General features: G+C 30.4%; 10 protein-coding genes. 1 reads left to right on the forward strand and 9 read right to left on the reverse strand.

Annotation, left to right across the window (positions count from 1 at the left end; genetic code table 11):
• Window positions 1-26: 26 nt before the first annotated feature.
• From folK to tamL, 6 genes are all read right to left on the reverse strand, one after another.
• On the reverse strand, window positions 27-1,151 hold the full coding sequence (gene folK, locus ACY2RX_RS09110) for a 2-amino-4-hydroxy-6-hydroxymethyldihydropteridine diphosphokinase (protein ID WP_490103663.1): 1,125 nt from the start codon (window positions 1,149-1,151) through the stop codon (window positions 27-29).
• 81 nt (window positions 1,152-1,232) lie between these two features.
• Window positions 1,233-3,473: a polyribonucleotide nucleotidyltransferase gene (locus ACY2RX_RS09115; RefSeq protein ID WP_490103664.1), complete on the reverse strand. Its 2,241-nt coding sequence runs from the start codon at window positions 3,471-3,473 to the stop codon at window positions 1,233-1,235.
• Between the two features lie 257 nt (window positions 3,474-3,730).
• Window positions 3,731-4,000 (reverse strand): 30S ribosomal protein S15, encoded by a 270-nt coding sequence (gene rpsO / locus ACY2RX_RS09120; protein ID WP_490103665.1) that lies wholly within the window; start codon window positions 3,998-4,000, stop codon window positions 3,731-3,733.
• 153 nt (window positions 4,001-4,153) lie between these two features.
• Window positions 4,154-5,026 (reverse strand): acetyl-CoA carboxylase, carboxyltransferase subunit beta, encoded by an 873-nt coding sequence (gene accD, locus ACY2RX_RS09125; protein ID WP_490103666.1) that lies wholly within the window; start codon window positions 5,024-5,026, stop codon window positions 4,154-4,156.
• 155 nt (window positions 5,027-5,181) lie between these two features.
• Window positions 5,182-6,249: a class II fructose-bisphosphate aldolase gene (gene fbaA, locus ACY2RX_RS09130; protein WP_490103667.1), complete on the reverse strand. Its 1,068-nt coding sequence runs from the start codon at window positions 6,247-6,249 to the stop codon at window positions 5,182-5,184.
• Window positions 6,250-6,346: 97 nt separating this feature from the next.
• A complete protein-coding gene (tamL, locus tag ACY2RX_RS09135; protein WP_490103668.1) occupies window positions 6,347-8,836 on the reverse strand; it encodes a translocation and assembly module lipoprotein TamL in 2,490 nt (829 codons plus the stop codon).
• 70 nt (window positions 8,837-8,906) lie between these two features.
• On the opposite strand from tamL, the gene ACY2RX_RS09140 reads away from it, so the two are divergent.
• Window positions 8,907-9,638, forward strand: coding sequence for a TrmH family RNA methyltransferase (locus tag ACY2RX_RS09140; protein WP_490103669.1), 732 nt, complete (start codon window positions 8,907-8,909; stop codon window positions 9,636-9,638).
• 66 nt (window positions 9,639-9,704) lie between these two features.
• Here ACY2RX_RS09140 and porT read toward each other — a convergent pair whose 3' ends face one another.
• From porT to ACY2RX_RS09155, 3 genes are read right to left on the reverse strand one after another with little or no spacing between them, the layout of a single operon-like run.
• Complete coding sequence (gene porT, locus ACY2RX_RS09145; RefSeq protein ID WP_490103670.1) at window positions 9,705-10,403, reverse strand: type IX secretion/gliding motility protein PorT/SprT; 699 nt, start codon at window positions 10,401-10,403, stop codon at window positions 9,705-9,707.
• A 2-nt stretch (window positions 10,404-10,405) separates the two neighbouring features.
• Window positions 10,406-11,137, reverse strand: coding sequence for a bifunctional demethylmenaquinone methyltransferase/2-methoxy-6-polyprenyl-1,4-benzoquinol methylase UbiE (gene ubiE, locus ACY2RX_RS09150; RefSeq protein WP_490103671.1), 732 nt, complete (start codon window positions 11,135-11,137; stop codon window positions 10,406-10,408).
• Window positions 11,138-11,141: 4 nt separating this feature from the next.
• On the reverse strand, window positions 11,142-12,050 hold the full coding sequence (locus tag ACY2RX_RS09155; protein WP_490103672.1) for a NifU family protein: 909 nt from the start codon (window positions 12,048-12,050) through the stop codon (window positions 11,142-11,144).
• Between the last annotated feature and the right edge of the window lie 56 nt (window positions 12,051-12,106).

Here is a 12,106-nt window from a genome sequence, read left to right on the forward strand (position 1 = left end):
ATTCCTGCAAAAGTATAATTTTTTTTTTAAAAATACTTTATTTTATTAATAATGTACTTGTAGTCTTTAATATTGTTTACAAAGTCTAATTTTGAAACATCAATGATTAGTATATTTAAATTTTTTTCAGTGTGTATAAAGCTTTTATAACCACTTTGTATTTTTTCTAAATACGAAGGTTTAATGTTTTGTTCATATGCTCTTCCTCTAATTTTAATGTTTTCTAGTAAACGTTCTGTATTTTGATATAAATAAATGTACAAATCTGGTTTTGTAATTTCTTTATACATTAAATCAAACATTTTTCTGTATAATAGATACTCCTCTTTTTGTAATGTTACTTGAGCAAAAATTAACGATTTAAAGATATAATAATCTGAAACAATAAAATTTTTAAATAAGTCGAATTGCGCCAAATCATCGGTTAATTGTTGATATCTATCTGCTAGAAAACTCATTTCTAATGGAAATGCGTATCGTTCTTTATCTTCGTAGAATTTAGGGAGAAAAGGATTATCTGCAAAACGTTCTAATACCATTTTGGCATTAAACTCATCAGAAATCATTCTTGCCAAAGATGTTTTTCCTGCTCCAATATTTCCTTCAATAGCAATATAATTATACTTTTCTGATAACGGAATTGGTCTTTCTAGTTTTTCAGAGATAACAGTAATTTCTGAATCATCATTACAATTTAGTATGCAACCAGAAATTTGTTTTTTTTCTATAGGATGAATAACATTTGCTGCAATTTCTAAAAGAGGAATCATTACAAATTTCCGTTCTAACATTTTAGAATGAGGTACAATAAGTGTTTTTGAGAAGATAATTTCATCATCAAATAATAAAATATCGATATCTATATTTCTGTTTTGATATCCTTTTTCTGTAGAGCGTTGTCTGCCTAAATCATTTTCAATTTCTAATAAAGAATTCATTAAAGTTTCTGGTTGTTGGTAGGTAGAAACTTTAATGCAAATATTATAAAAATCATCACCTTTAAAACCCCAGGCTGGAGTTTTATAAATAGAAGAAATTTTTTGAATAGCACCAACTTTATCATCTATTTCACTGATAGCATTTTGTAGGTTTTCAATTTTATTTCCTTGATTTGTGCCTAGAGATAAATATGTGATTCTTTGAATTTTCATTAAGAAGAACAAAGAAACAAAAAAGCACAAAAAAATCGCCAAAATTAATTGGCGATTTTCAATATTAATTAAAAAAAGAAATTAATCTTCTTTTTTCTCTTGTCTAGGTTTTCTATCATCACGTCTATTATCTCGTCCGCGATTATCTCTACCTCTGTTGTCTCTTCCACGATTGTTATCTCTTGGTGGTCTTGGAACCCAACCTTCAGGTTTTTCTAACAATGCTTTTCTAGAAACTTTTTCTTTACGTGTTTTAGGGTCTATACCAAAGTATTTTACATCTAAAACATCACCTAATTTAACCACATCAGAAACGTTGTCTGTGCGTTCCCAAGCTAACTCGCTTACATGTAATAAAACTTCGTTTCCTGGAGCTTCTGTATATTCTACAACCGCGCCAAAATCTAACATTTTAATTACTTTTACTTCGTAAACGGAACCTCTTTCTGGTTTAAATAGCATTGCTTCTATTTTTGCAATAACAGCATCTATTCCTTCAGGTTTTGTTCCTAAAATTTCAACAATACCTTCTTCAGTTACAGGGTCTTCATTAATTACAATTGTAGTTTCAGTTTCTTTTTGTAATTCTTGAATGTTTTTACCTCCAGGGCCAATAAATGCACCAATTAAATCGTTAGGAATTCTTCTGGTAATCATTTTTGGAGCGTGTGCTTTTACATCAGCATTTGGAGTTTTAATGGTGTCTGTTAATTTTGATAAAATATGTAAACGTCCATCTCTTGCTTGTTTTAGTGCATTTACTAAAATCTCGTAACTTAATCCTTTGATTTTAATATCCATTTGACAAGCTGTAATTCCGTCAGCAGTACCAGTTACTTTAAAGTCCATATCTCCTAAGTGATCTTCATCACCTAAAATATCAGATAAAACGGCATAGTTTTTACCATCAGAAATTAATCCCATAGCAATACCAGAAACGGGTTTCTTTAACTGAACACCAGCATCCATTAATGCCATTGTTCCAGAACAAACAGTTGCCATAGAAGAAGAACCGTTAGATTCTAAAACTTCACTTACAACTCTTACAGTATAAGGACAATCAGCAGGTATCATTCCTTTTAAGGCTCTTTGTGCTAAGTTTCCATGACCAACTTCTCTACGTGAAGTTCCTCTTAAAGGACGAGCTTCACCCGTTGAAAAAGGAGGAAAGTTGTAGTGTAAATAGAAAGTTTCTTCACCTTCGAAAGAGGGCATATCTATTTGATTTGCTTCTCTAGAAGTTCCTAGAGTTACTGTTGCTAGCGCTTGAGTTTCTCCTCTTGTAAATATTGATGAGCCATGGGTTGATGGTAAATAATCTACCTCACACCAAATGGGTCTAATTTCTGTAGTTTGTCTTCCGTCTAAACGTAAACCTTCGTTTAAAGTTAAATCTCTAATAGCCGTTTTTTGTGCTTTTGAAACGTATTTATGAATTAGTTTTCCTAATTCAGCTTGTTCCTCTTCAGAAAAAGAATTAAAAACTTCTTCTTTTATTTCGCTAAAAGCAGCACTTCTTTCGTGTTTTGCAGAACCTGCTTTTGCAATTGCATACGTTTTATTGTAGACTAAATCTTTAATTTTTGCAGCTAAATCTTCATCTTCTACTTCTGGTTCGTATTCACGAGTTTCTTTTTTACCAAAAGCTTCCGCTAAAGCAACTTGTGCAGCACATTGTACTTTAATGGCTTCGTGTGCAAATTTAATAGCATCTGCCATTTCTTCTTCAGAACATTCATCCATTTCACCCTCTACCATCATTACAGAGTCTGCAGAAGCACCTACCATCATATCAATATCAGCTTCCGCTAATTGCGTTCTTGTAGGATTAATGACAAATTCTCCATTTACTCTTGCAACTCTAACTTCAGAGATTGGAGTTTCGAAAGGAATGTCTGATAATTGAATAGCGGCTGAAGCTGCCAAACCTGCCATTGCATCTGGCATAACATCATCATCATGAGACATCATCTGAATCATTACTTGTGTTTCTGCGTGGTAATCTTTTGGAAATAATGGACGTAAAACACGGTCTACCAAACGCATTGTTAACACTTCTCCATCACTAGGTCTTGCTTCTCTTTTAAAGAATCCTCCAGGATAACGTCCTGCAGCCGCAAATTTTTCTCTATAATCTACTGTTAAGGGTAAAAAATCTACATCTGCTTGATGATAGTTTGATACAACAGTACATAATAACATACATTTTCCTGATTGAACAACAACAGAACCGTGCGCTTGTTTTGCTAATTTACCGGTTTCTAATGAGATGGTTCTTCCATCTCCAAGGTCTATGACCTCTCTAAATACTTTTGGAATCATAAAATTTTAATTCTAAATTTTTAATTTGTTTGTTGTTGTGTTGTTGTTTGTTGTTGTGGGTTTTTTCCAACGGAAATACAAAAATGTTGTTAGTATTTTTGATTTTTTATAATGATTCTGTTTGTTAGACAGAGTTAATTTTTTTTTTTTGATTCCCGTTTTCACGGGAAAGACAAATTATTTTTTTGTAGCAAAAGCTACAAGGAATTTGTCATAAAAAAAAGAGGCACGTTTATAGAGCCTCTTTTTTGTAAGAATTATTTTCTAATTCCTAATTCTTTGATGATTGCACGATATCTAGAAATATCTGTTTTCTTTAGATAATCTAATAAACTTCTACGCTTACCAACCATTCTTACTAAAGAACGCTCTGTGTTAAAATCTTTACGATTGTTTTTTAAGTGTTCTGTTAAGTGGTTAATTCTGTGCGTAAATAACGCAATTTGACCTTCTGAAGAACCCGTATCATTTTTTCCTTTACCGTGTTTTTCGAAGATTCCTTCTTTAATTTCTTTTGTTAAGTACATGCCAATATTATTTAAATGATTTTTATGTATATCAATGATACTTTCATTGAAGCTGCAAATATAGAATTATTTTTGATAATAAAGTTGATGTAAGCGGTTTCTTTTTAGAAACTTATATAGATAAAAAAGCCAGCAATTTTGCTGGCTTTTTTATTATGATACAGTTTCTTCTTTTCGAATAGGAAGATTTTGTATTAAATCGATATATAAATTAATTTGTTTTTTTAGGTTTTTACGTTCATAAATAGCATCTAAGAAACCGTGTTCTAAAACAAATTCAGATTTCTGAAATCCTGGAGGTAAATCTTTACCTGTTGTGTCTTTAACAACTCTTGGTCCTGCAAAAGCAATTAATGCATTGGGTTCTGCAATATTTATGTCGCCTAACATTGCATAAGAAGCTGTAGTACCCCCAGTTGTTGGGTCTGTACATAAAGAAATGTAAGGTAGTTTTGCGTCTGCTAATTGTGCTAATTTTGCTGATGTCTTTACCAGTTGCATTAGTGATAAAGAAGCCTCCATCATACGAGCACCACCAGATTTAGAAATCATTAAAAATGGTAATTTATGTTCTATTGCATAATTAATTGCACGCGCAATTTTTTCTCCAACAACAGAACCCATAGAACCTCCAATAAAAGCAAAATCCATAGCAGCTATTACTAAATCTTTTCCTAAAGATTTACCAACAGCTGTTCTTACAGCATCATTTAATTTGGTTTTTACTTGGGCTGCTTTTACGCGGTCTGTATATTTTTTTGTGTCTTCGAATTTTAAAGGGTCTTTAGAAGTTAGTTTTTCGTCTAATTCTTTAAATTTATTGTCATCAAAAAATAATTCGAAATATTCTTTACTTCCTATTCTTACATGATAACCATCTTCTGGACTCACATATAGGTTTCTTTTTAATTCTTCTGTATCTATTATTTTTCCGCTAGGTGTTTTATACCATAATCCTTTTGGAGTGTCTTTTTTGTCTTCTGTAGAAGTTTGGATTCCTTTATCAGTTCTTTTAAACCAAGCCATACTCGTTGTTTTGTTTCGTTTGTTCTAAATTTGATATAAATTAGAAATACAAATGTAAAAGTTTTTTCTTTAAAGTATACTTTTTGATGTTTTAAAGTCATAAAAAAAGCACTTTGATTTAATCAAAGTGCTTTTTTGTAAGTTAAATTTTACTTTTATAAGGTGTCTACATTGTTTAAGTCTGCAAAAGCTTGTTTTAAACGTTCTTTAAATGTAACCTCGCCTTCTCGTAACCATTTTCTTGGGTCGTAGTATTTTTTATTGGGTTGGTCTACTCCATCTGGATTCCCAATTTGAGTTGCTAAGTAAGGGGCTTTTCCTTGCATATAATCTCTAATTCCTTCGGTAAAGGCAAATTGTAAATCGGTATCAATATTCATCTTAATAACTCCATAACCAATAGCTTCTCTAATTTCTTCTAATGTAGAACCAGAACCTCCATGGAATACAAAATCGATATGATTTTCTTCTACACCATATTTTTTTGTGATAAATTCTTGAGAGTTTTTTAAGATTTTTGGAGTCAGTTTTACGTTTCCTGGTTTATAAACACCGTGTACATTACCAAATGCAGCAGCAATTGTAAATTGCGGAGAAACTTTTAATAATTCTTCGTAAGCATAAGCAACTTCTTCTGGTTGCGTGTATAGTTTAGAAACATCTACATCAGAATTGTCTACACCATCTTCTTCACCACCAGTAATACCTAATTCAATTTCTAGAGTCATACCCATTTTGCTCATACGTGCTAAATACGTTTTACAAATTTCGATGTTTTCTTCAAGTGGTTCTTCAGATAAATCTATCATATGAGAACTGTAAAGAGGTTTACCTGTTTCTGCAAAGTGTTTTTCTGATGCATCTAATAAACCGTCAATCCAAGGTAATAATTTTTTTGCACAGTGATCTGTGTGTAAAATTACAGGAACTCCATAAGCTACCGATAATTCATGTATGTGTTTTGCACCAGCGATGGCACCTGCAATAGCTGCTTTTTGACCATCGTTAGACAATCCTTTACCTGCGTTAAATTGTGCGCCACCGTTTGAAAACTGAATAATAACAGGAGCATTTAAATCTCTAGCAGTTTCTAAAACTCCGTTAATTGTATTTGATCCTACAACATTTACTGCTGGTAAAGCAAATCCTTTTTCTTTAGCAAGATTAAATATATCTTGAACTTCTTTTCCGGTTGCAACACCTGGTTTAATATTATGACTCATATCTGTTTTTTTATCATTATTTTACTTATCAAAAGTAGTAAAAATACTAGTTAAAGTTTAAATAAATAACGAAAACGTTATAGGTTTTTCGTAGATTTTAGAAAGGATAGTTGATTCCTATATTATAAACGGCATCTGCAAAATTATAGTTTTTAAACCATTTTTTATCAGACAGATAAGGTTCGTAAGTTTTAAAACCTACATCTAGACGAAGAATAAGAAAACTAAAATCTAACCTTGCTCCGAAACCAGAGCCAACAGCAATGTCTTTTAAAGATGAAAAACCATTTAATCTTGCTTTTTTATCTACAAAATCTGAGTTGGTGATATCCCAAATGTTACCTGCATCAATAAAAAGTGCGCCTTTTAGTTTGCTAATAACAGGAAATCTATATTCGGCACTGGTTAAAAATTTAAAACTTCCTACATTAAATTCTAATCCAGTATTTCTGGTTCCTGGACCCAGTTCGTAAGTTTGCCAAGCTCTAATATCATTTGATCCTCCAGCAAAATAGCTTTTTGTAAACGGAATATCAGAATTGTCGTATGGAATAATGGCACCTAAAAAAGTTCTAAACCCGAAAACAGCATTTGAGCCCACATTCCAAAATCGTTTATACTCAATATCCGTTTTAAAATATTGCGCTAAAGGAATGTTTAAAAAAGTTTTTTTATTATTTGCGTTCGTTTTTTTTGAGATAAGCCCTAAAATATTACCAGAGTTTGCTATTCTGATTTTAAAAAAAGAAAAATTATTGTCTTTAAAATTTGTTTGGCTGTTATAATTAAAAGTATAAGCTAGAGTAGGAATTAAAAAATCGGAGGTAATAATTTTATATCGATTTAAGATGTTTAGTGTTGTATTGTATTCTTCTGGGTTTGAATTTTGAAAGGCATTATTTGTAGAAACTATATTCATAAATTTTACAGCCTCAGTTGCTTGCTTATTGATGTCTGTTGGTAAATCTTGTGATGTATCAGGGAAAATTGTGTTTATTTTTTGCAAAGCATCAAATTCTGAACTATAAATACTAAAATATCTATTTACATTTAAATTTTGAATATACTGTACATTAACAGCTTCTACTTGTATAGTTTTTTTTGGATTGTAATTCCACTTATAATCTGCCAAAACAGTAAATGTTTTTCTGTCTAAGCCAATGTTTTTTTGAAAACTAGCTCCTAAAGAAAATAAGGTTCTTGGAGACATTCTTTTAGGAACCAATCTACTTAAACCAAAAGGCGCCATAAACCTTGGAACTTCTAAAGAGGCATCTGCTCCTATTTCCCAACCAGGACCATTAGTGGCATTAAAATAAGATCCTAAAAAAGATAATTTTAATAATTCTGCACCTCTAAAAGTATTTCTGTTTGAGATTGAAAACTTAGCAGAAGCACCAATGTTTCTAATGTTAGAATGTGTTAACTCAGTTTCTAAACCTAACGTATATTTTTCTATAGGGGCTAAAAAAACATTCATTTTTAATGCATCATCTTTACCTTTAATGGGTAAAAATGTTATGTTAGTAGATTTAAAGTTTTTAAGTGATTTTAAATGACTTCTTGTTAAATTTCTTAACGTATCTTTATATATCTGATTAGGTTTTAAAAAAATAGATTGAGATAAATATTTGGGATTGTATTTTAACTTATCAAACGCTAAAAAATTAATACCTTTATAGTTGATAGAGTCTTTAAGCTTTTGATTTTTTTTTGTAAAAGAATAATCTGTAATTACATTAATTTCTTCAACCTTCATTTTTTTATAAGGTTTGCTTACATAGGTTCCATTTTCATCAATCAATCTGTTACTAGAAATTAAAAAATCTACATTCGTTTTGTAATCTGTTCTTGTAGAATCTACATAAAAACCAAGAGCCGATTCTGTAAAGTGATAGATTCCATTATTTCTAAAAAGTTTAAGAACTCTTTTGGCTTCATTTCTAAAATCTTCGTCTTTATACTGATTGCCAGATTTTAAATAAGAAGAAATACCTGAAGATTTGTAAATAGAATCTAAAACAGTAGATTTTATATCAAGGTTTATCGTGTCTAAAATTGTAGGTTTTCCTTTGGTAATGTAATATTCTACTGTTGCTTTTTTATCATCATATCTATTAATTTTTGATACCACTTTCGACTTAAAATATCCTTGATTTTTATAATAAGCCCATAAATTATTTTCAGTATTTTTAACTTTTCTGTCGCTAATTATTACAGGTCCTTGATAATTTAAAAACCAATTATTTAAACCAATAAAAGAATTTGCGTAAGCTATACTTTGTTTTTCAGAAAAAATATTTTTAATAAAATGATATGAATTAGGATTTTTTTTGCCCCACTCACTTGGTTTTTTTGGTTTTTTGTGATTTCCTAAATTATGAAGATACAAAGCAAAAGGTAAGCCTAAAAACCTAGGGTTTGGTTTTTGTAATAAATATTTTTGTAAATCCGTGCTTTTGTTTCTTACACTATCTACATAAATATAATTTTGAGTGAGCATATGCTCTTTTTCAGCTACGTGTTTTGTAGAATTACACGAAACTAAAATGATTAAGATAAAAAGATAAAAAGAAAGTTTTTTCATTAATTTAGCAATGCTATCAAAATCAAAAATAGTATTTTTCGACGGTTTATTTTAATTTACAAATCAATTAATGAGTATCTCAAAAAATCAACTTAAACTCATAACAAGTTTATCGCAAAAAAAGTATAGACAAAAGCATAAATTATTTATTGCAGAAGGCGTTAAAGTAATTTATGAATTATTAACTTCTTCTTTAGAAGTTGAAGCTCTTTTTTGTACAGAAGATTTTTATGTAGATTTAGTTGATGAAAAGATAGTTCGTATTTCAGAAAGTGATTTAAAGAAAATTAGCAATTTAAAAACACCCAACAAAGTTTTAGGTTTGTTTAAAATTTCTGATGAAAAAATCCTTAAAAACAAAGGATTGGTTATTGCTTTAGATGCAGTTAACGATCCAGGGAATTTAGGAACCATTATTCGTTTGTGCGATTGGTTTGGGGTTCATGAATTAATTTGCTCTAAAGAAACTGTAGATTGCTACAACCAAAAAGTTGTGCAAGCAAGTATGGGTTCTTTAACAAGAGTTTCTATTAAATATGTAGATTTAGAAAAGTACTTATCTGAAACAAGTTTACCAACATTTATAGCAGATATGGAGGGTAAAAATGTTTACAAAGCAAACTTGCCAAAAGAAGGAGTTCTGATTATGGGAAATGAAGCAAATGGAGTTTCAGAAGCAATAAAAAAACGAATTACAAATAAAATTTCGATTCCTCGTTTTGGAAATACCCAAGAAACAGAAAGTCTAAATGTAGCTACAGCAACTGCTATTTTGTTAAGTGAGTTTAGGAGAGGTGTTTAGTAAGCCGTTTTCAGTAAATAAATAAACTTTGAGACTTTTTTTACTTTGTCACTTTGCAACTAACAACTACTCAAAAGCTAAGGTTAGAAAAACACCACGAGTTCCCATATTATTTATAGGAGCAGTCCATTTGCTATTTTTGTCTTTGTCGTATTTTACTTCATTATTAATAGCAAAAACACCACGAATAGAGGGCGAGAATTTAAAGAAATATAAATAAATATCGATTCCAACACCCACTTCGTACATAAAGTTGCTGGTTTTCATTCTAAACTGTCCTTGAGAGTTGTCTTCACCATTTTCATTACTAGAAAAGTTGTAGTTAAAAGAAACTCCACCTAAAACATAAGGGCGAATATTTTTATATCTATCCGTACTAAATTTAAACAATATAGGAACGTGTAAATAGGTAGAACTAACTTCTCTAACACTATCTTTTTTAGTAGGTAAATGATTAAAATAAATCTTTTTAGAGTTGGTCATTAAACCAGGTTCTAATCTTAAATTTAAATTTTTATGTAAGCGTAAATCGGCAATTAAACCCACATTAAAACCAGTGGTTGGCTCTACAGTAATATTTGCATTAGAAATACCTGTAATATTTTTTAAACTGACTTTAAAATCGTTCTGATTTAAGCCTAAATAAAAACCATAATGTATTTTTCTTTTATCGAAACTTGGTAAGTATTCTACACGTTCTCTTTGCGCGTAAAATGCGGCAGAAATCATCAGAAAAAATCCGAAAACAAAAATCTTTTTACTCATCATTATTTGCTTGCAGTATAAATTGTTGCAACTCCAAAAGTTACAGGTTTAGCTTCTGTATGTGTAAACCCATTTTTTTGTAAAATATTGTTGAAATCTTCTCCAAAAGGAAAAGAATTTGCAGATTCAGACAAATAAGAATAAGCAACTTTATCTTTTGAAAAAAGTTTACCAATAATAGGTAAAATAAAATTGGTGTAAAATTTATAGCCTTGTTTAAAAGGAAACTTAGTTGGGTTTGATGTTTCTAGAATCACTAAAACACCTGTAGGTTTTAAAACTCTGGCAATTTCTGTAATTCCTTTGTTTAAGTTCGCAAAGTTTCTAACGCCAAAAGAAACTGTAATGGCATCAAAAGTGTTGTCTGAAAAAGGCATTTCTTCAGAATCGCCAACCATCATTTCTATTTTGTCAGCTAAATTGGCTTTAGCTATTTTTTGTTTTCCTACTTCTAACATTCCTTCAGAAATGTCTAAACCTACAATTCTATCAGGATTTAATGAAGCCATCATTAACGCTAAATCTCCTGTGCCAGTGGCAATGTCTAAAATTTGTTTCGGATTGTTTTGCCCAACAATTTTTACTACTTTTTTACGCCACTTCACATCAATTCCTAAAGAAATTACTCTGTTTAAACCATCGTAATTTTCAGAAATTTTGTCAAACATTTGAGCAACTTGTTCTTTTTTACCAAGTTTAGAATCTTTGTAAGGATTTATTTTTTCTGCTGACATTTTATTATCCGTTGATGGCTAGCACTTCATTAATTTGATTTGGCAACATTTCTTTTAACAAGTTTTCTATTCCGTTTTTTAAAGTAGCTGTAGAAGATGGGCAACCACTACATGCGCCTTGTAAAATTACACTTACAATTTTGTTTTCTTTATCATAAGAACGAAAAGCAATATTTCCTCCATCACCAGCAACCGCAGGTTTTATGTACTCGTCTAAAATAGCTACAATTTCAGCAGAAACTCCTTCTAATTTTATTTGAGGTTGAACTATTTTATTTTTTTTAGAAACTTCTTTTTGGTTTGAAAGTTCTTTAATAATTGTTTTTCCAGCAACTAAATACTCCCGAATAAAAGTTCTTACTTCAGTAAAAACTTCATTCCATTCTATCATATCGTATTTTGTGATAGAAATATAATTATCAGAAATAAAAACCTCTTTTACAAATGGAAATGTGAAAATTGCTTGCGCCAAAGGCGATGATTTACTGGCTTCATCAATATTTTTAAACTCAACATCAGTTTGTGTTAGCGATTTGTTGGTGCCAAATTTCATTACTGATGGATTTGGTGTAACCTCAGCATAAACTTCTATCGCTTCTTTTTTGGTTGATGAAACTTCTTCGTTAACAACCTTGTTTCCATCATTTAAAAAAGCTTCTATTTGTTCCCTCACTTCTTCTTGTACATCTATCCATTCTAAAATATCAAAACGTTGAACAGCTATAAAATTAGCAGTTATAAATACTTTTTTTACAAAAGGTAAGTAAAATAATTGTTGCGCTAAAGGCGAGTTTTTTGCCTCATCTATATTGCTATACTCATAACTTCCGCCATTAATTAAAACTGTATTCGTATTAAATTTTATGATGGTATTGTTAGTCGTTTCTTGAACAGTAATTTTTATGTTTTGCATATGCTAAAAATTGAGTTGCAAAATTAAGGCAAAAAAACGGAAATAGAGTTTATGAA

The organism is Polaribacter sp. 2405UD43-2 (assembly GCF_058147125.1).